Here is a 25,008-nt window from a genome sequence, read left to right as displayed (position 1 = left end):
GCGCGCCCCGTGCCCCGGCCGCCGCGCGCCCCCGGCGCCGCCGCGCACGGGCTGCGGGTGCTGGTGCGCGCCGCCCGCACCGGCGCGTTCTGGCTGTTGGCCGGGGTCTACGCGATCTGTGGCGCCACCACCAACGGCATCATGTGGTCGCACTGGGTGCCGGCCGCGCACGACCACGGGGTGGGGGCGACGGCGGCGGCCTCGATGCTCTCCCTGATCGGGATCTTCTCCGCGCTGGGGGCGCTGGTCTCGGGCTGGTTGACCGACCGGCTGGACCCGCGTCGGCTGCTGGTCGTCTACTTCGCGGTGCGGGCGTTGACGCTGCTGGCGCTGCCGCAGGCGTTGGCGGCTGGCGCCGGGCCCGCGCTGCTGGCGTTCACGGTGGTCTACGGGCTGGTGGACATCGCGACGGTGCCGCCGGTGATCGCGCTGGCCAACGACCGCTTCGGGGCGGATGGCCCGATCGTCTTCGGCTGGGTCACCACCTTCCACCAACTGGGCGCCGGCGTCGCGGCGTTCGCGGCCGCCGCGGCGCGTGAGCTGCTGGGCGGCTACGACCCGGTGTGGCTGGTGCTGAGCGCGGCCTGTCTGGTCGCCGCCCCGCTGGCGCTGGTCGCGGTGGCGCCGCCGGGGCGGCGGTAGCGCCAGCGCCCGGCTCAGCCGGCGGCCTCCCCGGCCGCGCGCAGGCCGACCGAGCGCCCGAGCCCGGCGACGGCGTGGTCGAAGAACAGCTCCCGCGCCGTGATCACCCCGTTGAACTGGCCGAAGATCTCGGTGCTCAGCAGCCCCAGCAGCTGCGCCCAGGCCGCCAGCACCGCCGCCAGGGTCTCCGGCTCCAACTCGGGCGCGTGCTCGGGGACATGGATGGCGGCGTCGGCGAGCACGGGGGCCGGCGGGGGGCCGCCGTCGGGCGGGGCGAGCCGGCCGGCCCCTCGGGCCCGCGTGGCGACGGCGGCCAGCGCCAGCGGCAGCCGGACCCCGGGGCCCGAGGTGTCGTCGGGGGCGGCGTAGCCGGGCACGGGCGTGCCGTGGATCAGCGCGTACTCGTGCGGGTGGGCCAGCGCCCAGGCGCGGGCGGCGCGGCAGACGGCGGTCCAGCCGTCGAGGGGTTCGGCGTCCGGCGCGGCGTGCAGGGCCCCGTCCACGGCGTCGCCCAGGGCGTTGTAGGCGTCCACGATCAGGGCGGTCAACAGCTCGTCGCGGCTGGGGAAGTAGCGGTAGAGCGCCGAGGAGACCATGCCCAGCTCGCGGGCGACGGCGCGCAGCGAGAGCTTGCTCGCGCCATCGGCGGCCAGCTGGCGGCGGGCCTCGTCCTTGATGGCGCGGGTGACCTCGTCGCGGGCGCGTTCCCGTGCGGTGCGGATGGCGGTCATGGTGAGCAGTGTGCCAGTTTTCGGAGCGGCGGCCAAGAACGAGAGCACTGCTCTTGCTTATGCGCGGCGCTTCTGTCACAGTTGCTCTCAACGAAGAGCAGTGCTCACGCGACCGCCTCGGAGGTTCCCATGAACGCCCACCAGCCCCATGTCATGCGCCCCGGCTGGACCACGCGCCGGATCGCCAACCCGTTGATGAGCGGGCTGCACCGGCTCGGGTTCGGGGTCGCGGGATCGCGCCAACTGATCGTCCGTGGCCGGAGGTCGGGCGAGCCCAGGCGCGCCCCGGTCAACCTGCTCGTCGTCGACGGGCGGTACTACCTGGTGGCCCCGCGCGGCCATGTGCAGTGGACGCACAACCTGCGCGCCGCCGGCGAGGGACAGCTCGGCCTGGGCCGCAGGGTCAGCCCCTTCACCGCCGAGGAGGTCGCCGACGAGCGGAAGCCGGAGCTGCTGCGCGCCTACCTCGCGCGCTGGGGCAAGCAGGTCAACGCGTTCTTCCGGGGCGTCACCGCCGACTCCTCGGACGAGGAGCTGCGCGCGGTGGCCGCCGACCACCCGGTCTTCGAGCTGAGCTTCAGCGCCGGGAAGCGGCCCTGACCGCGCCCTCGCCCTCCGGGCGCCCCAGCGGGCGGCCCCGCTCCAGCGGGCGGCCGGCGAGGACCGCCTCGACGAACTCCTCCGGCGGCCGGTAGCGGTGCCGCGTCACATAGTGGTGCACCAGCGTCGGCGCGATCAGCCACCCGCCCGAGGCCGCGACGACGGCGACCTCCGCGTTCCCCAGCAGCACCTCCTCGCCCGCCACCTCGATCCGCACCGGCCGGCGCCGCTCGCCGACCAGATGGGGGAGTCCACACGGGTGGAAGCCCCGGGTCCGCTCCCGCTGCCCGTCCCGGCACAGCGACCCCAGGGCCGCCACGAAGTCTTTGGGCACCTCACCCCGGGCGAACCGGGGGTAACGCCGCGCCCAGGAGAGCCAACCGACGTTGAGCGCCGTGATCCCCGCCGGAACGCTCTCGGGCCTTCGGGTGTACGGGCTGAGGTCGGCGTAGTACGTCATGCGTGCTCCTCGGTGCGGTTCGCCAGCGACCCTAGCGCCGGTCCCGTCCCCGCGCATCCGCCGTGTCGCGAATGCCCGAACGGGTCCTGGGCACGCTCGGGGGACCACCGACGAACGGTGCGCCCGGCCCGTGGGCGAACGGGGAAACGGCAGCTCGCGCGGGGGGTCGCACGGGAAGGGAGCAGGCGATGGACGCGAGGCGGGAGAGCGCTGCGACGCCGGGGCTCCGGCTGACCCGACCTGGCCGGCCCCCGCCGCGCGGCCCGCCGTTCAGCCCCTCCAGGGGAGCAGGGTGAACGGGCCCGCCGGGTCGGCCACCGGGCTGAGGCAGCGGGCGTCGGCCGGGTCGTAGGCCCGGTGACCGTGCCGGAAGTCGTGGAAGAGCCCCGTCTCCTCGTCGTAGAGCTGGCCGGGGAACCCCAGCGGGCAGTGGGCCGTGTCGGAACCCTGACCGGTCGGCGCGCCCCACGGCGTCGCCCGCCGGCGCCAGGCGACGTCGCCGAACTCGTCGACCAGCTCCGTCGGGGTCCCGTCCGGGTCGGTGACCACCGCGAGGAACCGGCCCCCGCTCTCCGTCTGCGCCAGCGGCCGCCGATGGTCCCCGGGCGCCCAGTGCCAACTCGTCACCGAGCCGTCTGGCTCCGTGCGGGCGACCGGGAGCCCGCCCGCCCAGTCCACCACCGAACGCTCCCTGACCTCGCCGAACTCGTCCAACAGCTGCCGCGCCACCCGCCGGCCCAGCGGGTCGTGGACATAGTGCCAGTGCCGCCCGTCGGGCATCACCACATCGGTCAGCCGGTCCAGCGCGTCCCAGGTGTAGTGGCAGGTGCCCACCGCGCCCGAGGGCAGCTTGCGGGTCACCGCGACCACCCGGCCCCGCGCGTCGTGCCGCCAACCGGCTCCAGAAGCGTCGGCGACCAGCAGCGGCCCCTCGAACTCTCGTCCCTCGCCCGCCAGTTGACCCAGCGCGTCGTAGGCGAAACGCGCCTCGCCCGTCGCGTCCCGCACCAGCGAGGGCCGCCCGGCCGCGTCCCGTTCGAAGGTCACCGAGCCGGCCACCTCGTCCGTGCTGCCGACCAGCGCGCCGTCCGCGCGGTACTCCCAGGCGCGGCGCCGCCGCGAGCTGCCGGACAACAGGGTCTGCCCGACCAGCCGGCCGCCCGCGTCCCACCGCTGCCGCACCGCGCCCGACCTGCCGAACCGCCGCTCCACCTCGCGCCCGTCGGGGTCCAGCTCCAGCGTCACCTGGTGGCCCTCGGCGGTCAGCCCGACCAACCGGCCGACGGCGTCGCGCAGATGCTCGGTCGCCGCGCCCGAGGGCCGCGACAGCCGGGTCGCCCGCCCGGCCGCGTCCCGCTCGTACGCCACCGTGCGGTCGCCCACCGCCCCCGTCAGGTCGCCGACCGTCTCGGCCGACACGGCGCCGAACGCGTCCCGCTCCACCGTCAGCCGGACCTCGCTGTTCTCCGCCGCCACCAGCCGGCCCACCGGGTCGTAGCGGAACACGTCCCGGCCCAGGTCGGTGCGCCGCTCGACCAGCCGCCCCCTGGCGTCGAGGCGCAGCGAGACGCGCTGGCCGGCACCGTTGGTCCAGCCGACGCAGCGCCCCGCCGCGTCGCGGCGCAGCCGGATCGGGCGCTCGCCGACATCCGCCAACTCGACCAGCCGGCCCGCCGCGTCATGGCGGTACTCCCACTCCCGCCCCGCCGGGTCGGTGATCCCGGACAGCCGCAACTCGGCGTCGTACCGGTACCGCAGCACGGAGCCGTCCGGGCGGGACAGCGAACGGCACACGCCCAGCGGGCCGCGCTCCAGCACGGTCTCCGCGCCCGCCGGATCGGTGTGCGCCAGGAGGCGGCCCACCGGGTCGCGGCGCCAGCGGCTCGTCCCGCCCAGGGCGTCGGTCAGCGCGACGACCCGGCCCAACGCGTCGCGTTCCAGGCGCCGTTGGTCGCCGCGCGGGCCGGTGATCCGCACCACGGCGCCCCGCTCGTCGCGCTCAAGGCCGGTGGTCTCGCCGGCCGGGTCGGTGACGGCGACGGGCAGCCCGGTCCGGTCGCAGGTGTACCGCCACACCGAGCCGAGGGCGTCGGTCACGGTCGCCGGGCCGCCGCCCGGGTGGTACGTCAACCGGAGGCTCCGGCCGCCGGGGGCCGTCACGGAGGCCAGGCCGCCGCGCTCGTCCCAGGTGAGCCCGGTGACGGCGCCGTCCTCGGCGGTGCGCCGCGTGGGCCGGCCCCACTCGTCGTGCTCGGTGGCGCGGCGGGTGCCGTCGGGCCAGACGGTCTCGACCAGGTGGCCGAGCGCGTCATAGCGGTGGGTGGTGGTCCCGCCGAGCGGGTCCTCCACGGTCAGCAGCCGGCCCTCGGTGTCGCCGGTGTACCGGGTGACGTTCCCCAACGGATCGGTGAGCGCGACCAGTTGACCCGCCTCGTCGCGCTCGTGGACCCAGCGGTTGCCCAGCGCGTCGGTCACCGTGGTCACCTGGCCCCGGTATGCGAGGGTGCGGGAGAGCAGGCCCTCGGGGCCCGAGACCGCGTTGATCCGGCCCCTGGCGTCGTGGCCGTACCGGAAGGTGTCCCCGGCCCGGTCCCGGCGCTCCACGATCCGGCGGTCCCGGTCGTAGACATAACGCTCGACCGCGCCGGCCGCGTCCTCGACCTCCGTCAGGTTGCCGGCCTGGTCGTAGCGGCACCGCAGCAGGGCCGGCCGGTCGGCGGCGCTCAGCAGCCGCACCTCGACGACCCGGCCGGCGTCGTCCGTCCCGATGCCCAGCCGGTGGCCGCCGCTGTGCGCGATCTCCCGGGGACGGCCCCTGCCGTCGTGCCGGACCGCCAGCGCGTTGCCCCAGCCGTCCACGACCGCGACCAGCGGCAGCTCGGCGCCCCCGCTCCCCGGCAACGACCGGAAGCGCAGGGTGAGTCGGGCCTCGGGACGGTGCACGGTGATCGTCCCGCCCGGGGTGCCGTCCCAGGTCAACGGCCAACGGCCGCCCCGCTCCGGCAGAACGGGACGCCCCGAACCCGCCTCCGGCCTCGGGTAGTGCAGCAGCCGGCCGGTCTCCGTCACCAGCCGCACGGAGCCGTCCCGCAGCAACAGCCGCTGGTCGAGGGTGGAGGCCCAGGCCACGCCGAACGCCCGCCCGGCCCTGGTCCGCCCCCGGTGGTGGCGGGCCAGCGACAGCGGCAACACCCCGGGCAGCCGGACGTCCTCGACAGACAGCCGGAGCCGACCCCGCAGCGGGTCCACCCCGTCGGGGCCCGGCAACGGCCGCCCGGCCGGCCGCTCCTCGCCGCCCCACAGCGGGGCCAGCCGAGGGCAACCGCTCTCCGGATCGACGGGGCCGAGCCAGGGCCCCCGCCACAGAGCCTCAGGCTCGACGAGCGAGGGCGCCTCGACCTCGGGCACCCCACCCCGTGGGGAACCCTCCAACGGTGACCCGGCCATGGCGCTCTTCCACCTTCCCTGGCCACCGGCGAGGCCGCGCCCCGACGCCGCCCCCGATCGGCCTGTTGTGCTCACCGACCGTAAAGCGACGGGCGAAGCCGTTCAACAGGCGTCCGAGCCAACCATGTTCGCTGCTAGAGTGATCATTTCTGATGCGCCGCCCCCTCGTCCGCCGGCCGCCCACCGTCACCCGCCGGCCCCTCGGCCGGCGCGCCGCCGCCGGATATGCCGTCGGCGGATATGCCGTCGGCGGGGCCGGGGACGGCGCTCTCCCGGCGCCCCTGCGGGAGCAGTTGACGGCCCCGGCCCAGCACCGCCCTGGTGCGCTCCGACTCCGCGACGCGCTGCGCCGCCTGCCAGGCGGCCCGGCCGCCCTGCGCCGTGTACCGCGCGGTCAGCGCGGCCGTCGTCCCGATCAGCCCGCCGTGCACCCGCGTCCCGGCGAACCGGTCCGCGAGCGAGCGCCGGGCGCCCACCAACGCCGGTATCGCGTTGGCCAGATACGCCACCACCGTCAGCACCAGGACCACCCCCGCCGCCAGGAAGACGCCCGACAGCAGCAGGCAGCAGGCCAGCGACAACAGCCCCACGTCGGCGACCGTGGTGACCGCCGCCCGGACCGCCGCCGCCCGCCGCGTCGGCCGGCGCACCTCGCCGGCGGCCCCGGCCACCGGGCTCACCCGCAGCCCCAGCAGCGCCTTGCCCAGGGTGGTGCCGGCGAAGGCCAGCGCCAGGAACTGGTAGAGGAAGACGCACAACACCAGGAGACCGAAGCCCTGTCGCACCGCGCGGATCGAGCGCCGCCACAGCGACTCGCCCAACGCCTGCCCCGCCTCCGCGAGATCGCCGTCCGAGGTGACGACCTTCCACACCCCGGTCCCCGCCAGCCCCTCGACATCGCCGAGCATGGCGCTGATCCGGTTGAACGTGAGGATGCCCAGCAGCACCGCCACCGTGATGACCAGCGCGTAGTCCACCAGCCAGGCGGAGACCCGCCGCCACCCCGGCGCCCGCGCCGCGTCCACACCCGGCCCGGCCCCGGCCGCCACCCCCGAACCCTCACCCGTGCCGCTCATGGCCTGCCCCCGACTCCTTCTCCCCGAAGACCCGCACCCTGCCGAGCCCGCCCGAACTCCCCCCGGGGATGGCCAGACGGTTACTCTCCGGTGCCACATCGTAGCGACGCCCACTGACAACGCCCCGGGCGCCGGCCGCCCGGCGCACCACGGGGAGCCGTCGGTGTCCGGCGCCGCCTACCTACCAGGGACGCCGCCGGGGCCCGTTCAGTTCGGCTGACCCACGGGTCGCACGGTGACGGTGTTCACGTCCACGCCGGCCGGCTGCCCCAGGGCCCATATCACCGAGTCGGCCACCTCGTCCGCGCTGAGCAGCCGCCCGCCCGGCAACTCGCCCAAGCCGTCCCAGAACGGCGTCTCGGTGCGGCCCGGCGCGATCAGCGTGACCCCGATCCCGTCCCCGGTCACCATGCGCCGGGTGTTCTCGGCGAGCCCGGTGATGGCCCACTTGGTCGCCCCGTACAGGTTCCCCGGGACATGGATCATCCCGGCGACGCTGCCGACGAACACGAGCCGCCCGGCGGTCTCCCGCAGCGCCGGCACGGCGGCCCGCACCAGCAGCGCCGGGCCCAGGACATTGGTCAGCACCATCTCCCGCCACTTCTCCGGGTCCCCCTCGGTGACCGTGTCGTGGCTGGCGAGCCCGGCGTTGGCCACCGCGTGGTCCAGCCGACCGAACCGTTCGACCGTCGCCGCCACCGCGTCCCGCACGGTCGGCCAGTCGGCGGCGTCCCCCGGGATGGTCAACAGCCGTTCGGGGGCGGCCACCTCCTTCGCGAGGGCGTCAAGGCGCGCCGTGCCGCGCCCGGTCACGGTCACGCGCCCCCCGGCGGCGACCAGCCGCCGGGCGACGGCGGCCCCGATGCCGCTGCCGCCGCCGGTGATCAGGGTGACCGGGGACGCTTCTCCGTGTGTGGGCATGGCGAGAACTCCTTGTGCGGCGCTCGGCCGCGATCGCTTGACGGACGGACGCAGTGCACCAGTTGGAGCGCTCTCGATGTCAAGGCCGGCCAGGTCACCGCGTTCCGCCGGGAACCGCGCGGCGCCCCGCCGGCGTCCTCGGGACAACGGACTGACGCGGAGCGTGCGGGTGCGTACGGGGGTGCGTGCGGGATGACCGGTAACGGCGGTTGGCGGTTGGTGTGTGGCACGGCGGCGGCCGTGCTGCTGGTCGCGCTCGGCGCGCTGGTGCGCGAGGCCGAGGCCCGGCCGGTCCCCGCCATGCCGGACGGGGACCGGGCGGGTCAGCGCGGTTCCCAGGAGCAGCCCGTGGTCTCGCGGTACTCGCCCTCGTTGACGGTCATCCGACTCGGGTCCCCGGGAAGCCCGTTGGCGATGACGGCGTCGAACGCGCCGCTGGAGTGCGTCCGCTTCGGGCGACTCGGCGGCACCGGCGGCCGGGGCCCGGTCGGGTTGTGCGGACCGCTCCAGACGGTCGGGGCCGGCTGCTGTTCCGGATGGGTCACGGTGTCCCCCTCTGGGTGATGAGGCCAACGGTGTGGGGGACTTGAGATGATGACGGCATCCGGCGGAAAAAGCTCCGCCCTCGCGGCTGTTGGTGGTGTTCCCGTGACAACGCGCTTGCGCCGCCGCCCGGCTGACCGCCCGCCGGACCCGGCCCGGCCCCGGGGAGCGGGCCGGGTGGTCCGGCGCCGCCCCCACCACGGCGGCGGGGCGCGCTGTCCGGCCCCGTCGACCGAACGAGCCGCACGGGAAGGGGCGATCCCTACCCGGCGGCCGTCGGGGTGCGGTAGAGCCAGGCGGTCAGCCGTTCGCGTGCCTCGGCGCGGGCGTCGGCCGGGTCCTCCACCTCGGCGAGCTGCCGCGCGTACTGGCGCAGCAGGTCGTGGAAGCGGTAGTGGCCGGGGGCGTGTTCGTCCAGGAGGTGCGCCTCGGTGAGCGAGCGGAGCAGCCCCCGCGCCGTGGCCGGTGTGGTGCCGCTGAGGGCCGCCACGGCGTCCACCGTGATGTCCCGGCTCGGCACGAGCCCGAGGAGCCGGAACACCCGCCGGGTCACCGCGTCGAGCTTCCGGTAGGAGAGGTCGAAGACCGAACTGACGGTGCGCCGTTCGTCGTTGAGGGAGAGGGCGGCCAGCCCGTGGCCGCGCAGTTCGGCCACGTAGTCCTGGAGCGGACGCCAGGGCTCGTCGGCGAGTTGGGTCGCGGCGATCCGCAGGGCCAGCGGCAGGCCGGCGCAGGCGCTGATCAGCGCCGCCGTCTGCTCCGGCGCCGCGGCCACCCGCCGCGTGCCGAGCAGCCGGGCCAGCAGCCTCCGGGCGTCCTCGGCCGGGAGGACGCCCAGCCTGATCCGGTGCGCGCCCTCCCAGATGAGCAGGCCGGAGAGCCGCCGGCGGCTGGTGATCAGGGTCAGGCCGTGTGGCGTGCCGGGTAACAACGGCCGCACCTGTTCGGCGGACGCGGCGTTGTCGAGCAGGAGCAGCATCCTTCGGTCGGCCAACAGGGACCGGTAGCGGGCCGCGGCCTCCTCCAGGGTCGCCGGCGCGCGCCACGCCTCGTCGCCGAGGCTCCGCGTCAGGCTCTCCAGCGCCTCGATCGGCCGCAGCGCCGGGGCCGGTGAGTGGCCGCGCAGGTCGAGGTAGAGGTGGCCGTCGGCGTAGCGGTCGGCCACCTGGTGGGCGTAGCGGAGCGCGAAGCTGGTCTTGCCGATGCCGGGCGTCCCGGTGACCACCACCAGCCCGACGCCGTCGACCCCGGTCGTGACCTGTTCGAGCGCGCCCAGTTCGGCGTCCCGGCCCGTGAACGCGCCGGGCACCGGGGGGAGTTGACTGGGAATGGCCCCTGTCGAAGCGGCACGTCCGGCCGGCGGCGCCGGCCGGACGTGCTCGGCGCGGGGGGTGTGGGAGGGGAAGTGGCCGGCGGGAGGGGTCCGGCTGAGGTGCGCGAGCCGGCGGTGCGACGCCAGCCAGGCGTCGACGCCTCCCAGCGAGCAGCCGCAGGCCCGCACGAACGCCGCCACCAGCTCGGCCCGTGGCAGCGTCGGTCGTCTCAGCATGTCCGCCATGGTGCTGCGGGGCAGGGACTCGCCACAGCGGGAGGCTCGCTCCTCCAGCTGTCGGAAGGTGAGGCGCGAGGCGGACTTGAGTTTCCCCAGGGCGTGGACGAACTCGCCAACGGTGGTGATCTGCTGCGGGCAGGGCATGTCGGGGTGCGATCGGAAGCGCTGCATGTATCTCCCCTCAACGATCGATCCACGCAAGCCTGACCCGTTGCACGGGCGATGAATCATGGGATGCATAGCACCTTGTGTGGTCGCGTGTCGGGGGGACGGGCGGACGGCGGCGCCCGAATGTCCCACAGTTCGGCCCGGACCGGTTGGGACGGCCCCTAAGGGGGAGTTCGCTGAGTTTCGCTGCCATCTGGCATGAAAGCGGCCTCAGATGAACGAAATTGGTCGGACTCCCCGTGAAAAGTAACGGAACCCGGTGCGCCCCTGTCCTGTCCGAAAGCATCGGACGGACCGGACGGTCATCCGGACAGGCCGCCGGGGTCGCCGGAGAAAGCGCCGGAGAAGACGTCGTGAACGGCGCCGAAAAGGGCGCGGGAAAAGGACGGACATGCCGTCCGGGACAACCGGAGCCTCTTGCCGGCCGCACGCGGTCATCGCGAACCTGGTGCACGCCGCCACCGCCGTTGCCGACGTTTCCGCAGTTGCGAAAGCGAAGAGCAATCGCCGAGGTCCGCCCCAGCCCCGCTCGGGAGACCGGTCCACTCAGCGCCCCGAGGAGAACCGCTTCGTGACAACCACCGCCGACACCCTCACCGACGAGCCCTTCCCCGAGGACGCGCCGCCGCGACCGCGCCCGCTCCTGGTGCGCGTCGTCGCCACGGCGGCGCTGGTCTGGATGGTCTTCGCACTGGCCCACAATGTGCTCACCGGGAACTTCTGGCTCTGGGTCATCCCCGGGATGCTGCCGCCGATCACCTTCCTCGCCGTCCCCCTGCTGCTGCTCGCCGCCGGGGCCTTCCTGCGCGGCTGGCGGCTGTTGGTCCTGGGGCGGGCCACCATCGCCCTGGTGGTGGGCCTGCCCTGGTCCGGGATCAACCTCGCCGCGCTCGACGGGCCCGACTGGTCGGCCGGTCCCGGGCCGACCGTGCGCGTGGTGACCCTGAACACCGACTACTGGGCGCAGAACCGCGACGGGATCTGGACCGACCGCCGCGACCGGGGCGCGCTCTTCTCCTACCTCAGGTCCCTCGACGCGGACGTGTACCTGCTCCAGGAGCACATGCGCCGCGTCGACGAGACGCCCGTCCCGATCACCGAAGTCGCCGACGTGCGGGAGGCGTTCCCCGAGTACGAGGCGGTCGCCGACGGCACCCTGCTCACCCTGTCACGGCTGCCGGTCGCCGGGCGGGACGTCGTCCACTCCCGCGACGAGCCCGCGCTCGCCTTCCCGGCACCCTACGGGCTGCGGGTCGATCTCGCGGTCGGGGAGGAGGTGATCTCCACCTACAACGTGCACATGCCCGTCCAGCTGATGATGGAGGAGAACCCGCTGACGCCGGACTTCTACCGCGAGATCCGGGAGCGCGGCCAACGCCGGGCCGAGGAGTACCGGGCGCTCGCCGAGGCGGTCGAGGACAACCCCCGGCCGCTGCTCGTCGCCGGCGACTTCAACACCAGCCCCGCCATGGGCGACAACCGCGCGCTGCTCGACGTCACCACCGACGCCGTCGCCAGCACCGGCCTGCTCCACCCGACGAGTTGGCGGGTCGGGGGCGGCGTCCCCCGGCTGTGGCGCAACGACTGGGCGCTCGTGGCCGGCGGACTCGGCGTCCGCGACTACGAGTTCCTCGACCCCCGTGGCAACTCCGACCACACCGCGCAACTGCTCGAACTGACCGTGCCCACCGGACCGGAGGAAGACCGTTGAACACCACGAACCGTGGGGTGACCGTGGTCGTCGCCCTCACCGCCGCCGTGGCGCTGGCCGCCGGCTGCTCGTCCGCACCCGCCGCCGAGGAGACGGAGGCCGCCCCCGGCTCGGGGGCCGCGGCCGGGGACGACCCCTGCGCCGCCTACGCCGCCTACCAGGGCCACGAGGGCACCACCGTCAGCGTGTTCAGCCCCGTCCGGGGCGCCGAGGCGGAACGGTTCCAGGAGTCCTGGGCGACGTTCACCGAGTGCACCGGCATCGACCTCGCCTACGAGGGCAGCGACGACTTCGAGACCCGGATCGGCGAGCTGGTCGCCGAGGGCAACCCGCCGGACGTGGCCCTCGTCCCCCAACCCGGCCTGGTCCGCGCCCTCGCCGAGCGGGGCGTGCTGGCGCCCGCCGCCGGCGACGTCGCGACGGCCGCCAGCGCCCACTTCTCGCCGAGCTGGCTGGCCTACGGAACGGTCGCCGACGAGCTGTACGCCACGCCGCTGGACGCCACCGTCAAGGGCTTCGTCTGGTACGACGCCGACCTCTTCCGGGAACACGGCTGGACGGTCCCGCGCACCTGGGACGAACTGACCGAGCTGAGCGCCGAGATCGCCGCCACCGGTACGACCCCGTGGTGCGTCGGCATCGAGTCCGGGGTGGCGACCGGCTGGCCGGCGACCGACTGGATCGAGGACGTGCTGCTGCGCGCCGAGGGTCCCGAGGTCTACGACGCCTGGGTCGAGCACGCCATACCGTTCGACGACCCGCGCGTCGTGGCGGCGGCCGAACGGGCCGGCGCGATCCTCCGCGACCCGGACCTCGCCGGGGACGGCGCCGGCGGCGACGCCACGGCGATCGCCGAGACCCCGTACCAGGTGGCCGGCCAACGCCTGCTGGAGGGCGGCTGCGCCCTGTACAACCAGGCGTCGTCGTTCGCGACCCACTGGCCCTCGGGCACCGAGATCGGCGCGGACGGCGACGTGGCGGCCTTCCCGCTGCCGCCGATCACCGCCGAGGCCGCGCCCGCCACGGTGGTCGGTGGGCACTTCGTGGTCGGCTTCGCCGACCGCCCGGAGGTCGAGGCGGTACGGGCCTACCTGGCCGGCCCAGAGTTCGCCAACAGCCGTGCCGAACTGGGGAGTTGGGTCTCGCCCAACAGCGGACTCGACGCCGCCCGCGTCCCGGGCGAGGCCGAGCGACTCGCCGCCGAGCTGCTCCAACACCCGGAGGCCGTCGTCAGGTTCGACGGCTCCGACCTCATGCCGTCGGCCGTGGGCACCGGGTCGTTCTGGTCCGGCATGACCGACTGGCTCCTCGGCGCGGAGACCGAGGACGTGCTGCGCGAGATCGAGACCGGCTGGCCGGCGGAGTGAGCGGCCCGAAGGACGCCACGGCCGCGACCGGCGGCCGGCGCCCCGCCCCCGAGGGGCCCGCCGGGCCCGCCACCCCGGCGGGCGACCACGACAAGGCACGACAAGGGTGGAGGCAGCGGTGAGTGGAGTGGTGAGCGAACCGACGCGCGACGGGCGGCGCACCCCGCTCACGGTCGCGGTCACCGGGGCCGCCGGAATGCTCGGACGGCCGCTGGTCGAACGGCTGTTGGGCGACGGCGACACCGTCGTCGCCCTGGACGTGGCCCCCGAGGTGCACGACCTCGCGCCCGCCGGGGCGCCGGGGCCACGGCCACGGACGGTGCGGGCCGACGTGCGGGACACCGCGGCCGTGCTCGCCGCCGTGCGCGGCGCCGACGTCGTGGTCCACGCGGCGGCGGCGCTGCCCAGCTACCCGGCCGCCGAGATCGCCGACGTCGACGTGCGCGGCACCGAGTCGGTGCTGACGGCGGCCCGTTCGGCCGGCGTGCCGCGCGTGGTGCACGTCTCATCGACGGCGGTCTACGGCCTGCCGGAGCACGTGCCGACCCCCGAGACCGCCGACTTCGGGCCCGTCGACCCCTACAGCCGGGCCAAGATCCAGGCGGAGCTGGCCTGCCGCGCGGCCCGCGCCTCGGGCCTGACGGTGCCGGTGCTGCGGCCCAAGACCTTCCTCGGCCCGCAGCGCCTCGGCCTCTTCGCCATGCTCTTCCAGTGGGCCGACGAGGGCCGGCACTTCCCGCTCCTCGACGGCGGGCGGGTGCGCACCCAGATGCTCGACGTCGAGGACCTGGTGGCCGCGACGTGCGCCGCCGCGCGCGGCCCGGCGGAGCGGGTGAACTCCGACTTCAACATCGCCGCGACCGAGTTCGGCACCCTCGCCGAGGACTTCCAGGCGGTGCTCGACGAGGCCGGCTACGGCCGCCGGGTCCGCGCCGTGCCCGCCGGCCCCGCCCTGCCGCTGCTGCGCCTGCTGGACTCCACCGGGCTCTCGCCCGTCTACGGCCGGCTGCTGGCCAAGCTGCGCCGCGACTCCTATGTGACGACCGACCGCGCCGCCGCCGCGCTCGGCTTCCGGCCCCGGTGGTCCAACCGCGCGTCGATCCTGCGCACCTACCGCTGGTGGCGGGAGAACCAGGCGGCCGTGACCGGCACCCCCGCCGGGCGCACCCACCGGTCACCCTGGCGGGAGGGGGCCCTCCGTGTCGCGAAGCTGGCGTTCTGAACGGGCGCGCCGCCCCGCCCGCCGCCCGCGGCGCGCGGTCTGGACCGCCCTGGCGCTGGCGGCCGTGCTGGCCGGGCTGGTCGCCTGGCTGGTCGGCAACGGGGCCGAGACGTTCGACGCCGCCCGCTCCCTGCACCCCGTGCCGCTGGCCGCCGCGCTGCTGGCGACCTCGGCCGGCGCTGTGGTGGCCGCGCTGGCCTGGCGGGCCGCGCTGACCGGGACCGGGGCCGTTCTGCCGCTGAGCGGCTGCCTGCGGGTGTGCCTGGTGGGGCAGCTCGGCAAGTACCTGCCGGGCTCGCTGTGGCCCGCCATGGTGCAGGCGGAACTGGCGGGGCGTCGGGGCGTTCCCCGGCTGCTGGTCGTCACCGCCTTCACCGTCAGCCTGGGGGCGTCGCTCAGCGCGGGCGCGCTGGTCGGCACGGTCGCCGTGCTGGGAGGCGGGTGGGCGAGCGGACCCTGGCCGACCGCGCTGGTCGCGGTGCTCGCCGCCGCGTTCCTCGCCGTGCTGGCCCGGCCCCGGCTGATCACCCACGGACTGGGCCGGCTGCTGGCCCGGGTCACCGGCGGTCCGGCGGAGCGGGTGCGGCCCGGCGCGGTCCGCGCCTGCCTGCTGCTGTCCGTCCTCGGCTGGGTCGTCACCGGCCTGCACGTGTGGTTCCTCGCGCTGGCGCTGGGGGCGCCACCGCTGGCGGCCCTGCCGCCGGCGGTCGGCGGGCTGGCCCTGGCGACCGTCGTCGGCAGCCTCGTCGTCATCGCGCCCGGCGGCCTCGGCGCCCGGGAGGCGGTCCTCGTCGGCGTGCTGGCCACCCTGCTGCCGCTGCCCGCCGCCGGCGTGGTCGCCGCCGCCAGCCGGCTGCTCACCCTCTTCGGCGAGTGCCTGGTCGCCCTCGCGGCCACCCTCGCCGACCGGCGCGCGCACCAGCGGGCCGGCGTCCCCGTCCCGGAAGGAGCAGGACCGTGAACGACGCGCGAACGGAAGACCCGCGCTACGACGTCTGCATCGCTCTCAACTACTACGCGCCCTATGTGAGCGGGCTCACCGAGGTGGCCCGCGTGCTCGCCGAGGGGCTGGCCGCGCGCGGCAGGTCCGTCGCGGTCGTCACCTCCCGCCACGACCGCTCCCTGCCGCGCCGCGAACGGATCGCGGGCGTCGAGGTGTTCCGCGCCCCGGTCCTCGCCCACGTCGGCCGAGGCGTGGTGGCCCCCGGCTTCCCGAAGCTGGTCTCCCTGGTCGCCCGGCGCTCCCGGGTGCTCAACCTGCACCTGCCGATGCTGGAGGCGGCCCGGATCGCGGCCCGCTGCGGGAACGTCCCCGTGGTGAGCACCTACCACATCGACGTCTGGGTGCCCCGCACGCTGACCACCCCGCTCCAGGTGGCCGCCGTCAACCGGTCGGCGCGGCACGCGCTCGCCCGCTCGACGGCCGTCGTCGTCAACAGCGAGGACCAGGCCAGGTACTCGTTGCAGTGGCCGGTGATCCGCACCCGCCCGTGGCAGGCGATCTCCGCGCCCTGCGTGCACCGGGAGGGCGGCCGGCCGGTGTACCGCTCCTCCGAGGGGCTGCACGTCGGATTCCTGGGCCGCATCGTCGAGGACAAGGGCATCCCGTACCTGGTGCGCGCCTTCCGCCGGCACGCCGCGCCCCAGGACCGGCTGCTCATCGGCGGCGACCACGAGGACGTGCGCGGCAGGAGCGCCGTCGCCGAGGTCAGGGCCGCCATCGGCGACGACCGGCGGATCACGCTGCTGGGCTTCCTGAGGGGCCGTCAGATAGCCGACTTCTACGCGTCGATCGACGTCTTCGCCCTGCCCTCGGTGGCCGAGTCCTTCGGCATCGTGCAGGCCGAGGCCATGATGGCCGGCGTCCCCTGCGTCACCTCGGACCTGCCGGGCGGCAGGTATCCCGTGGTGGCCACCGGCTTCGGCCGACTCGCGCCGCCCCGCGACCCGGACGCGGTCTGGCGGGCGGTCGAGGAGCTGCGCGACCTCCCCGCCGAGCGGCGGGCCGTCCACGCCAAGGAGGCGCGCGACCGCTTCGGCGTCGCCGCGTGCCTGGACGCCTACCAGGAACTGTTCGACCGGGCCTCCTCCGGAGCGCCCCTCGGGCACGCCGACTGACCGTCGGGAGAGACGAGGAGCCTTGCGTATGACCACGTCGTCCGCGCGACGAAGCGCCTCCGCGCACCCCGTTCCGACGCGCGCCCCCGCCCGCCCGAGCGGCGCGGCCGTGGGGCTGCTCCGCGCGATGCGCCCCCGGCAGTGGACGAAGAACGTCCTGGTGCTCGCCGCGCCGTTCGCCGCCGGCGCGTTGCTGAACGGCGGCACCGCACCGCGCCTGGCGATCGCGTTCGTGGCGTTCTCCCTTGCGGCGTCCGGGATCTACCTCGTCAACGACGCCAGGGACGTCGAGGCCGACCGGGCCCACCCCACGAAGCGGGACCGGCCGATAGCGGCCGGCGTCGTGCCGGTCCACCTGGCGCTGGCCGTCGCCGGGGTGCTCCTGTCCGGGGCGGTGGCGCTGGCCGCGCTCGCCCGCTGGGAGCTGGCGGCCCTGCTCGGCGCCTATGTGACGATCCAGCTGGCGTACTGCCTCTGGCTCAAGCACCAGCCGGTCTTCGACATCTGCTGTGTCTCCTCCGGCTTCCTGTTGCGCGCCATCGCCGGCGGCGTGGCCACCGGCATCGCGCTCTCCCCGTGGTTCCTGCTGGTCGCCGGCTTCGGATCGCTGTTCATGGTGACCGGCAAGCGCTACGCCGAGCGGATGCTCGCCGAGCGCACCCACACCGGGTTCCGCCGGTCGCTGGAGGCGTACTCGGCCTCCTACCTGCGGTTCGTGTGGGCGCTCTCGGCCACGGTGCTCGTCACCACCTACAGCATGTGGGCGTTCGAGATCCGGGAGGCCGAGAACAGCCCGGTGTGGCCGCTGCTGTCGATCGCCCCGTTCGTCATGGCGGTGCTGCGGTACGCCATGGAGGTCGACCGGGGGAGGGCCGGCGAACCCGACGAGGTCGTCCTGGGCGACCGCGTGTTGCAGACGCTCGCCGTGGTCTGGCTCGGCACGCTCGGCGTGGTCGTGTACGGCTGAGCCGCGCCGTCGGCCGCGCCCGGGCGGCTTGTCGGTCCCCCGTCGCGAACGGTTCGGCTCCACACCGTGCGGATGGGTGAACTCCGTGCGCATAATCGCCACTTGGCCCGCATGGCCCATGCGCCGGCGGGCCACCGGCAGTGCGAAGCAGTCGTCAGGAAGAGCAGCACATGAACGAGAACACCGGTGACGCCATCGACACCACGGTGCCGCACTCCGCGCGGATCTGGAACTACTGGCTGGGCGGGCGCGACCACTACGAGGTGGACCGGGTGGCGGGCGACGCGTTCCGGGCGCGCTTCCCCGGCATCACCGTCGGCGCGCGGGCCGCGCGGTACTTCCTCGCCCGCGCGGTGCGTCACCTGGCGGAGGAGCGCGACGTGCGGCAGTTCCTCGACATCGGCACGGGGTTGCCCAGCGTGGACAACACCCACGAGATCGCCCAACGCGTCAACCCCGAGGCCCGCACCCTCTACGTGGACAAGGACCCGCTGGTCATCGCCCACGCGCGGGCGCTGCTGACCAGCGCGCCGCGGGGCACGACCCGCTACCTCCTGGCCGACATCCGGGAGCCGGAGGCCATCCTGGAACACGCCGCCGAGCACCTGGACCTCACCCGCCCCGTCGCGCTGATGCTGATGGGCATCCTCGGGCACATCGAGGACCTCGACGAGGCCCGGTCGATCACCCGTCGCCTGGTCGCGGGACTGCCGTCCGGGAGCTATCTGGTGCACTACGACAGCACCAGCACCAGCGAGGACTACGTGGCGGCCATCGCCGGGTACAACGCGCAGGCCCCGGTGCCGTACATCCTGCGCGATCCGGAGGAGCTGCGGCCGTTCTACGACGGACTGGAGCTGGTGGAGCCGGGGTTGATCTCCTGCTCCCGCTGGCGGCCCGACACCCTGGCCCTGGGCCTGCCCGAGGAGGTCCACCAGTACGGCGCCGTCGCCCGCAAGCCCTGACCACGGCGTCCCCGGCGCCTCGGGACGGCGGCACCGGGCCGGCAACGGCCCGGTGCCCCACCGGCGTTCAGCCCGGTCCCGCCCACGGCCGCCCGCCGCTCGGCCGCCAGCTCGGGCCAGCGGAGGGACGGGAGCCACGGGTCGGGGGCGCGTTCTCCGCGTGCGAGAAGGTGGGGCAGGTGGGACTCGAACCCACGGCCGACGGATTATGAGTCCGTTGCTCTAACCGGCTGAGCTACTGCCCCTTCTCGGCGTGCCGCGCACATCTGTGCGCGCCGTCTGCCGCAGCATAGCTGCTCATACGATCTGCCGCCCGGGCCGGCCCGGGCGTACGCAGGCAGGGACACCGGGCACGGGGTGATCGGTTCCCGGGGTTCGGGGAGAGATGCCGCGGATACGACGAAGGGCCCCGAACGGGGCCCTTGGAGTGATGCTCCCCCGACTGGACTCGAACCAGTAACCTGCCGGTTAACAGCCGGCTGCTCTGCCAATTGAGCTACAGGGGACTGCTCCGCTCGGAGTCGGCCACCACCGGGGCGGAGGCGACACCGCGCTGCGGGCCATACATTAGCGCATGTGAGGGGGTGCTTCGAAATCCGTATCCGAGTCACCCGCTTATGGAGGGCCGGGCGGGTCAGGAGAAGATCAACGGAAGCGAGAAGAGGAGCATCCCATGCGCAAGCTGGTGTTCATCGCGGGAGTGGCGGTCGGGTACGTTCTGGGCGCCAGGGCCGGGCGTGAGCGGTACGAGCAACTGGCGGCCGCGGCCGAGCGGTTGAGGACCAACCCCGCCGTGCGGAACAGCGTCGACTCCGCCGCGCACGCCGGGCGGCGGGCCGCCGCCAAGGCGGCCGAGGTGGTCGCCGACCGGGCCGGGGACCGCCTCCCCGAGGGCGTCGCCGGCCGGCTGCGGGCGGTGGGCGGCGAACGCGAGGCGTCCGACACCGCGCTCGCCGACGACTGGGGCACCCGCTGACGGGTCGTTGAGCCGGCCGGGCCCCGTCGCCTCCGCCTCGGGTCCGGTCGGTGGGCATTGCCGAGAGTCGCGTCGGTGGCTAGCGTGGTGTTCGGCATGTCGTCTCATGGTCGGGATGCCGAACATGGCGAGCAGGACCTGTGCGGTCGGGGAGGCAACGGGCATGGGGAGACGGGTACCGGCGGTCAGCCGGGCACTGGACATACTGGAACTCTTTCTCGAAGGCGACGGAACGCTGTCCGCGCCCGAGATCACCCGCCGTCTCCAACTCCCGCGCACCACGGTGCACGAGTTGGTGACCACGCTGGCGGCGCGTTCCTATCTGGTGCCGGTGGCCGAGCAGCCGGGCCGCTACCGGCTGGGGGTGCGCACCTACCAGCTCGGCAGCCGCTACGCGGAGCAGCTCGACCTGGCCGCCGAGGGCCAGCAGGTCGCCCGCTCGGTCGCCGAGACCTGCGGGGAGACGGTCCATGTCGCGGTGCTTGAGGGCACCGACGTGATCTATATCGCCAAGGTCGACAGCACCCACGCCGTGCGGATGGTCTCGGCCGCCGGCCGGCGGCTGCCGGCGCACTGCACCGCCGTCGGAAAGATGCTGCTGGCCTCGCTCTCCGCGGAGGAGCTGGACGCGCGGCTGCCCGAGGGCGAGCTGCCGGCCATGACGCCCAACTCGATCACGGACGTGGCGACGCTGCGCCGGGCGCTGGCCGAGATCGCCGAGCGCGGGGTCGCGACCGAGAGCCAGGAGTCCAACGCGGACGTGACCTGCGTGGCCGCGCCGGTGCGCGACCGCTCGGGCCGGGTGGTCGCGGCGCTGAGCGTCTCGGTCCCGATGATCCGCTGGAGCGAGGAGCGGCAACGGGAGCTGACCGAGCTGGCGCGCGAGGGCGCGGGGCGGCTCTCCGAGCGGCTGGGTCACCACCGGGCCGGCTGACGGCCCGGCCGGGCGGCGCACGGCACCGTGCGCGCGCCGGCACAGTACGCGAACAGCAGGCGGGGAAGGGGAGTCGCCGTGGGACACGGCTGGGAGATCGCGGTTCGAGCACGGGCCGAGCTGGGGGAGGGACCCACCTGGGACCCCGTCGCCGAGCGGCTGCTGTGGGTGGACATCCTCTCCGCCCGCGTCCACGGGTTCGATCCGGCCACGGGCCGCCGGGTGGTGCTGCCGACCGAGCAGCACGTCGGCGCGGCCAGGCCCCGCCGGGGCGGCGGCCTGGTGGTCAACCTCCGCGACGGCGTCGGGGTGTACGACGCGGACGGCGCGTTCCGCTGGCTGCACCGCGAGGCGGTGCCGGGCCGGCGGGGCAACGACGCGGCCGTCGCGCCCGACGGCTCGCTGTGGGCCGGCTCCATGCGCTACGACGAGCGGCCGGGCGGCGGCTCCCTGATCCGGGTCGCGCCGGACGGCGCGGCCACGACGGTGCTGCCCGAGGTGACCGTCAGCAACGGGCTCGGCTGGAGTCCGGACGGCGGCACGCTCTACTACATCGACACCCCGACCCGCCGCATCGACGCCTGCGCGGTCGCGGAGGACGGCTCGATCGCCGAGCGGCGGGTGCTGGTGGACACCGGGCGGCTGTCGGGCTTCCCTGACGGGATGACGGTGGACGCCGACGGCTGCCTGTGGGTGGCGTTCTGGGACGGCGGCGTGGTGCGGCGGTTCACCCCCGAGGGAGCGTTGGAGATGACCGTGGAGCTGCCGGCCACCAGGACCACGGCCTGCGCGTTCGGCGGGCCGGGACTGACCGATCTGTATGTGAGCACCGCGCGGGTGGGCATCCAGCCGGAAGCCGAGCCGCTGGCCGGCTCGCTGCTGGTGCTGCCCGGGATCGGCCGGGGTCTTCCGCAGCCCGCCTTCGCCGGCTGAACGCGGGTCGCCCGCAGGGGAGTTGGCGCGCTCCGGAATGCGCGGGGGCCGGTCGCTCGTTGCCTCGGGGGTCAGGACCGTGCGGTCGGCACGCCGGGTGCGCGCGGCGCGGTCCACGCGAACGACGACGCTTCAGGAGGCGGTTTCCCCATGGCCCTGCCCACCACCCTGCCCACCGCCGGACGCGAGTGGCATCTGGTCGCCCGCCCGACGGGCTGGCCGACCGACGCGAACTTCGCCCTGCGCACCGCGCCGGTCAGCGAGCCGGGCGCGGGAGAGATCCTGGTGCGCAACCGGTATCTGTCCGTCGACCCCTATATGCGCGGCCGGATGAACGCCGGCAGGTCCTACATCGCGCCCTTCGAACTCGACGAGCCGATGCTTGGGGACGCGCTGGGCGAGGTGGTGGCCTCGCGGGCCGAGGGCTTCGCCGTCGGCGACCTGGTGACGCACCACCAGGGCTGGCGGGAGTTCGCCACCCTGCCGGCCGCCGACGCCGTTCCGGTGCCCCGGGACCTCGACGTGCCCGACACCGCGTTCCTCGGCGTGCTCGGCATGACCGGGCTCACCGCCTACGTGGGCATGAAGGACATCGCCCGGGTCCGGGAGGGTGACGTCGTCTTCGTCTCGGGCGCCGCCGGCGCGGTGGGCGGCCCGGCGGGGCAGATGGCCAGGCTGCTGGGCGCGAGCCGGGTGATCGGCAGCGCGGGCGGGCCCGAGAAGACCCGGCTGCTGACCGAGGAGTTCGGCTTCGACGCGGCCGTCGACTACAAGGCGGCGCCCGTCGGCGAGCAGCTGGCCAAGGCCGCCCCCGAGGGGATCGACGTCTACTTCGACAATGTGGGCGGCGACCATCTGGAGGCCGCGCTGGACGCGCTCAACGTCTTCGGCCGGGTGGCCGTCTGCGGGCTGATCTCCTCCTACAACGCCACCGAGCCGGCTCCGGGGCCGCGCAATCTGGGCCTGGTGCTGGGCAGGCGGCTGCGGGTCGAGGGCTATCTGGTGACGGACCACCAGGAGCGGCGCGAGGAGTTCCTCCGGCAGACGGCGGAGTGGCTGCGCGCCGGTCAACTGCGCTACCGGGAGACGGTGTGCGAGGGCATCGAGCGCGCGACGGAGGCGTTTCTCGCCATGATGCGCGGGGGCAACGTCGGGAAGATGCTGGTCAGCCTGGAGGGCTGAACACCCGCCCGAGGAGGGGCACTTCGCGCTCGCGGGGTGCCCCTCCGGCCTGCTGGTGATCCTCCAGATCGTGCTGCCGCTCTCCCGGCCGGTGCTCGCCGCCGTGTCGATCTTCACCTTCATCGGGTCCTGGAACAACTTCATGTGGCCGTATCTGGGCACCACCGATCCGGACCTGGCCACGCTGCCGGTCGGGCTGGCCACCGTGCAGTCCTCGTTCGGCGTGCGCTGGGCGCATGTGATGGCGGGCGCCCTGCTGGCCGCGCCTCCGTTGCTGATCGTGTTTGTCTTCTTCCAGCGACAGATCGTCCGGGGCGTGGCGCACACCGGGATCGCCGGCCAGTGAGGTCCCCGCGCTGAGACGGGTCGGAACGATCCCCCGGAGCCGTTGACGGGGGATCGTTCCGACCATAGATTTTGTTCGAAGTTGCGATCGCAGTGCGAAATTTCGAACGAATGCGATCGACGCATCCGAACGCCCCGTTGAGCAAGCAGGGACCCGCATGAGTTCTGAGCACACCGCCCGTTTCACCCTGGACCCCGCCTTCGCCGTCTCCCCGGTGGACGAGCGGATCTTCGGCTCCTTCGTCGAGCACCTGGGGCGCTGCGTCTACAACGGCGTCTACGAGCCGGGCCACGCGAGCGCCGACGAGGCCGGGCTGCGCACCGACGTCCTCGACCTGGTGAAGGAGATGGGCGTCACCGTCGTCCGCTACCCGGGCGGCAACTTCGTCTCCGGCTTCAAGTGGGAGGACTCCGTCGGCCCCAAGGAGGACCGGCCTCGCCGGCTCGACCTGGCCTGGCGGTCCACCGAGAGCAACCAGTTCGGGCTCAGCGAGTTCGTCGACTTCGTCCGCAAGGTCGGCGCCGCCCCCATGCTGGCCGCCAACCTGGGCACCCGGGGCGTCGCCGAGGCCATCGAACTCCAGGAGTACGCCAACCACCCCGGCGGCACCGCGCTGTCCGAGCTGCGGGCCGAGCACGGCGACCGGGAGCCGTTCGACATCCGCCTGTGGTGTCTGGGCAACGAGATGGACGGCCCCTGGCAGACCGGCCACAAGACCGCCGAGGAGTACGGCCGGCTGGCCGCCGAGACCGCCCGCGCCATGCGGCAGATCGACCCGGACGTCGAGTTGGTGGCCTGCGGCAGCTCCAGCCAGGGGATGCCGACGTTCGCCAGCTGGGAGTCGACCGTTCTTGAGCACTCCTACGAACTGGTCGACCACATCTCGCTGCACGCGTACTACTACGAGCAGGAGGGCGACCGGGACTCGTTCCTGGCCTCCGCCGTGGACACCGAGTCCTTCATCGAGAACGTGGTCGCCACCGCCGACCACGTGGGCGCCCGGCTGAAGTCGAAGAAGCGCGTCAACCTCTCCTTCGACGAGTGGAACGTCTGGTACCAGGACGGCAGCGCGCCGCAGCTCAGCGACGAGGGCCGGGGCGAGGACTGGGCCGAGGCCCCGCGCCTGTTGGAGGACAACTACTCGGTGACCGACGCCGTCGTCGTCGGGTCGCTGCTGATCGCGCTGCTCCGCCACGCCGACCGCGTCAAGGTCGCCTGCCAGGCCCAACTGGTCAACGTCATCGCGCCGATCGCCACCGTGCCCGGCGGCCCGGCCTGGCGGCAGACCATCTTCTACCCGTTCGCCCAGGCGTCGAGGTACGGCCGGGGCACCGTGCTTGAGGTGCGCCCGCAGAGCCCGACCCACGAGACCGCCAGGTACGGCGAGGTGGACCTGCTGCACGCCACGGCGGTGCGGGACGAGGAGACCGGCGCCGTCACGGTGTTCGCCGTCAACCGGGACCAGCGCGAGGCGCTGCCGCTTGAGGTCACGCTGGCCGGCCTGGACCTCGGCGAGGTCGTGGAGCACAGCGTGCTCTCCGACGCCGACCCCGACGCCCGCAACACCGCCGACGAGCCCGACCGCGTCATCCCGCACGCCGGCACCGGGACCACCCTCGAAGGCGGCACGCTGAAGGCCACCCTGGAGCCGCTCTCCTGGAACGTGATCCGCCTGGCCTGACCGCGCGTCCGCCCGTCCGAGCACCCGCCGCCGCCCGTCGACCTCGCCGTCCGGGCGGCGGCGGGCTGTCCCGTTCCCGCAGGGCGCGGCATCCGCCGCGCGACGCCCGGGGTGTCCGAAAACAGCCGCTCTGCGGGCGCGTTGGTGTCCCCTTCCGCTCATCCGCCGTTCACGCGGCGGTCGGAGAGTGCGGTTGTTCAGGCCACAACCAACCGCCGGGAGCAGCACCATGGGCCACGGGCACCACCACCATCACGGTCATGACCACCACCACCCGCACCACGAGGCCGAGGCGAGACCGCTGCCCGAGGCGCTCGATCTGGCCGTTCCCGACGAGGAGTTGAGCCCGGGCCAGCTCTCCCGCCGGGGTGTGCTGCGCTCCGCCGGGCTGCTCGGCGCCGGCATGGCCGGGGCCGGGCTGGCCGCCGGCGCCGTCGCCGCCCCGGCGGCGGCCGCGAGCCGGGGC

Annotated in this window: 21 protein-coding genes, 2 tRNA genes and 2 pseudogenes; 17 read left to right on the top strand and 8 right to left on the bottom strand. The window is 74.5% G+C overall.

Translation table 11 applies throughout. The features are described from left to right. A partial coding sequence (locus EBN88_RS15750; RefSeq protein WP_122184513.1) for an MFS transporter occupies positions 1–642 on the top strand: 642 nt, incomplete at its 5' end. A 14-nt stretch (positions 643–656) separates the two neighbouring features. Here the strand turns inward: EBN88_RS15750 and EBN88_RS15745 are convergent. Next, positions 657–1,373 (bottom strand): TetR/AcrR family transcriptional regulator, encoded by a 717-nt coding sequence (locus tag EBN88_RS15745; RefSeq protein ID WP_122184509.1) that lies wholly within the window; start codon positions 1,371–1,373, stop codon positions 657–659. 129 nt (positions 1,374–1,502) lie between these two features. On the opposite strand from EBN88_RS15745, the gene EBN88_RS15740 reads away from it, so the two are divergent. Next, entirely contained in the window at positions 1,503–1,973 is a 471-nt protein-coding gene (locus EBN88_RS15740; protein WP_122184508.1) for a nitroreductase family deazaflavin-dependent oxidoreductase, read from the top strand. Here the strand turns inward: EBN88_RS15740 and EBN88_RS15735 are convergent. The 4 genes from EBN88_RS15735 to EBN88_RS15720 all read right to left on the bottom strand — a co-directional run bounded on the left by EBN88_RS15735 (position 1,951) and on the right by EBN88_RS15720 (position 7,877). After that, positions 1,951–2,433, bottom strand: a complete 483-nt coding sequence (locus tag EBN88_RS15735) for a DUF7919 family protein (protein ID WP_233580706.1) — start codon at positions 2,431–2,433, stop codon at positions 1,951–1,953. The genes EBN88_RS15740 and EBN88_RS15735 overlap by 23 nt on opposite strands. Positions 2,434–2,703: 270 nt before the next feature. Further along, positions 2,704–5,880 carry a DUF6531 domain-containing protein gene (locus tag EBN88_RS15730; protein ID WP_147472736.1) on the bottom strand — a complete coding sequence of 1,059 codons (3,177 nt, stop codon included), beginning with the start codon at positions 5,878–5,880 and terminating at the stop codon, positions 2,704–2,706. Positions 5,881–6,023: 143 nt separating this feature from the next. Then, positions 6,024–6,956 (bottom strand): RDD family protein, encoded by a 933-nt coding sequence (locus EBN88_RS15725; protein ID WP_122184506.1) that lies wholly within the window; start codon positions 6,954–6,956, stop codon positions 6,024–6,026. Positions 6,957–7,163: 207 nt separating this feature from the next. Then, positions 7,164–7,877: an SDR family oxidoreductase gene (locus tag EBN88_RS15720; protein WP_122184505.1), complete on the bottom strand. Its 714-nt coding sequence runs from the start codon at positions 7,875–7,877 to the stop codon at positions 7,164–7,166. 192 nt (positions 7,878–8,069) lie between these two features. Between EBN88_RS15720 and EBN88_RS15715 the strand changes: the two genes are divergently transcribed. After that, a complete protein-coding gene (locus tag EBN88_RS15715) occupies positions 8,070–8,441 on the top strand; it encodes a hypothetical protein (protein ID WP_122184504.1) in 372 nt (123 codons plus the stop codon). 241 nt (positions 8,442–8,682) lie between these two features. Here the strand turns inward: EBN88_RS15715 and EBN88_RS15705 are convergent, their stop codons facing one another. Next, complete coding sequence (locus EBN88_RS15705) at positions 8,683–10,143, bottom strand: NB-ARC domain-containing protein (RefSeq protein ID WP_199742375.1); 1,461 nt, start codon at positions 10,141–10,143, stop codon at positions 8,683–8,685. A gap of 568 nt (positions 10,144–10,711) precedes the next feature. On the opposite strand from EBN88_RS15705, the gene EBN88_RS15700 reads away from it, so the two are divergent. From EBN88_RS15700 to EBN88_RS15670, 7 genes are all read left to right on the top strand, one after another. After that, a complete protein-coding gene (locus tag EBN88_RS15700; RefSeq protein ID WP_122184503.1) occupies positions 10,712–11,851 on the top strand; it encodes an endonuclease/exonuclease/phosphatase family protein in 1,140 nt (379 codons plus the stop codon). Next, positions 11,848–13,218 (top strand): ABC transporter substrate-binding protein, encoded by a 1,371-nt coding sequence (locus tag EBN88_RS15695; RefSeq protein ID WP_122184502.1) that lies wholly within the window; start codon positions 11,848–11,850, stop codon positions 13,216–13,218. Before EBN88_RS15700 ends, EBN88_RS15695 begins: the two co-directional genes overlap by 4 nt. A 130-nt stretch (positions 13,219–13,348) precedes the next feature. After that, positions 13,349–14,440, top strand: coding sequence for an NAD-dependent epimerase/dehydratase family protein (locus EBN88_RS15690; RefSeq protein ID WP_267902567.1), 1,092 nt, complete (start codon positions 13,349–13,351; stop codon positions 14,438–14,440). Further along, positions 14,418–15,401, top strand: coding sequence for a lysylphosphatidylglycerol synthase domain-containing protein (locus tag EBN88_RS15685; protein ID WP_122184501.1), 984 nt, complete (start codon positions 14,418–14,420; stop codon positions 15,399–15,401). Before EBN88_RS15690 ends, EBN88_RS15685 begins: the two co-directional genes overlap by 23 nt. Then, positions 15,398–16,558 (top strand): glycosyltransferase family 4 protein, encoded by a 1,161-nt coding sequence (locus EBN88_RS15680; RefSeq protein WP_122184500.1) that lies wholly within the window; start codon positions 15,398–15,400, stop codon positions 16,556–16,558. The genes EBN88_RS15685 and EBN88_RS15680 overlap by 4 nt, the downstream gene beginning before the upstream one ends. Before the next feature lie 28 nt (positions 16,559–16,586). Continuing rightward, on the top strand, positions 16,587–17,525 hold the full coding sequence (locus EBN88_RS15675) for a decaprenyl-phosphate phosphoribosyltransferase (RefSeq protein ID WP_122184499.1): 939 nt from the start codon (positions 16,587–16,589) through the stop codon (positions 17,523–17,525). Between the two features lie 170 nt (positions 17,526–17,695). Continuing rightward, a complete protein-coding gene (locus EBN88_RS15670) occupies positions 17,696–18,490 on the top strand; it encodes an SAM-dependent methyltransferase (protein ID WP_122184498.1) in 795 nt (264 codons plus the stop codon). Positions 18,491–18,661: 171 nt separating this feature from the next. Here EBN88_RS15670 and EBN88_RS15665 read toward each other — a convergent pair. After that, positions 18,662–18,735: transfer RNA gene (locus tag EBN88_RS15665), tRNA-Ile, on the bottom strand. A gap of 188 nt (positions 18,736–18,923) precedes the next feature. Beyond that, a tRNA-Asn gene (locus tag EBN88_RS15660) sits at positions 18,924–18,996 on the bottom strand. Between the two features lie 167 nt (positions 18,997–19,163). Between EBN88_RS15660 and EBN88_RS15655 the strand changes: the two genes are divergently transcribed. The 7 genes and pseudogenes from EBN88_RS15655 to EBN88_RS15625 form a co-directional block, all read left to right on the top strand. Further along, positions 19,164–19,466, top strand: a complete 303-nt coding sequence (locus EBN88_RS15655; RefSeq protein WP_122184497.1) for a YtxH domain-containing protein — start codon at positions 19,164–19,166, stop codon at positions 19,464–19,466. Between the two features lie 163 nt (positions 19,467–19,629). Next, a complete protein-coding gene (locus EBN88_RS15650; RefSeq protein ID WP_122184496.1) occupies positions 19,630–20,400 on the top strand; it encodes an IclR family transcriptional regulator in 771 nt (256 codons plus the stop codon). Between the two features lie 78 nt (positions 20,401–20,478). Then, the gene (locus EBN88_RS15645) at positions 20,479–21,333 is read left to right on the top strand and encodes an SMP-30/gluconolactonase/LRE family protein (protein ID WP_122184495.1); all 855 of its coding nucleotides are present in this window, start codon (positions 20,479–20,481) and stop codon (positions 21,331–21,333) included. Between the two features lie 156 nt (positions 21,334–21,489). Continuing rightward, positions 21,490–22,515: an NADP-dependent oxidoreductase gene (locus tag EBN88_RS15640; protein ID WP_122184510.1), complete on the top strand. Its 1,026-nt coding sequence runs from the start codon at positions 21,490–21,492 to the stop codon at positions 22,513–22,515. A 55-nt stretch (positions 22,516–22,570) separates the two neighbouring features. Beyond that, positions 22,571–22,861, top strand: a pseudogene (locus tag EBN88_RS15635) (ABC transporter permease subunit); the annotation flags it as partial. A 157-nt stretch (positions 22,862–23,018) separates the two neighbouring features. After that, positions 23,019–24,542 (top strand): arabinosylfuranosidase ArfA, encoded by a 1,524-nt coding sequence (arfA, locus tag EBN88_RS15630; RefSeq protein WP_122184493.1) that lies wholly within the window; start codon positions 23,019–23,021, stop codon positions 24,540–24,542. Between the two features lie 229 nt (positions 24,543–24,771). Beyond that, positions 24,772–25,008, top strand: a pseudogene (locus EBN88_RS15625) (histidinol-phosphatase); the annotation flags it as partial.

The sequence above is a fragment of the Streptomyces triticirhizae genome, from assembly GCF_003696235.1.
GTDB classification, from domain to species: Bacteria; Actinomycetota; Actinomycetes; order Streptomycetales; family Streptomycetaceae; genus Streptomyces; species Streptomyces triticirhizae.
Note: the sequence above shows the minus strand (reverse complement) of the source record. Positions and strands in the feature narration are given on the sequence as shown.

Coding starts and splice junctions, on each gene's coding strand:
- EBN88_RS15745 (WP_122184509.1), bottom strand. CDS start 1,373: ATGACCGCCATCCGCACCGCACGGGAACGCGCCCGCGACGAGGTCACC.
- arfA (WP_122184493.1), top strand. CDS start 23,019: ATGAGTTCTGAGCACACCGCCCGTTTCACCCTGGACCCCGCCTTCGCC.
- EBN88_RS15705 (WP_199742375.1), bottom strand. CDS start 10,143: ATGCAGCGCTTCCGATCGCACCCCGACATGCCCTGCCCGCAGCAGATC.
- EBN88_RS15720 (WP_122184505.1), bottom strand. CDS start 7,877: ATGCCCACACACGGAGAAGCGTCCCCGGTCACCCTGATCACCGGCGGC.
- EBN88_RS15670 (WP_122184498.1), top strand. CDS start 17,696: ATGAACGAGAACACCGGTGACGCCATCGACACCACGGTGCCGCACTCC.
- EBN88_RS15675 (WP_122184499.1), top strand. CDS start 16,587: ATGACCACGTCGTCCGCGCGACGAAGCGCCTCCGCGCACCCCGTTCCG.
- EBN88_RS15730 (WP_147472736.1), bottom strand. CDS start 5,880: ATGGCCGGGTCACCGTTGGAGGGTTCCCCACGGGGTGGGGTGCCCGAG.
- EBN88_RS15715 (WP_122184504.1), top strand. CDS start 8,070: ATGACCGGTAACGGCGGTTGGCGGTTGGTGTGTGGCACGGCGGCGGCC.
- EBN88_RS15735 (WP_233580706.1), bottom strand. CDS start 2,433: ATGACGTACTACGCCGACCTCAGCCCGTACACCCGAAGGCCCGAGAGC.
- EBN88_RS15740 (WP_122184508.1), top strand. CDS start 1,503: ATGAACGCCCACCAGCCCCATGTCATGCGCCCCGGCTGGACCACGCGC.
- EBN88_RS15650 (WP_122184496.1), top strand. CDS start 19,630: ATGGGGAGACGGGTACCGGCGGTCAGCCGGGCACTGGACATACTGGAA.
- EBN88_RS15725 (WP_122184506.1), bottom strand. CDS start 6,956: ATGAGCGGCACGGGTGAGGGTTCGGGGGTGGCGGCCGGGGCCGGGCCG.
- EBN88_RS15655 (WP_122184497.1), top strand. CDS start 19,164: ATGCGCAAGCTGGTGTTCATCGCGGGAGTGGCGGTCGGGTACGTTCTG.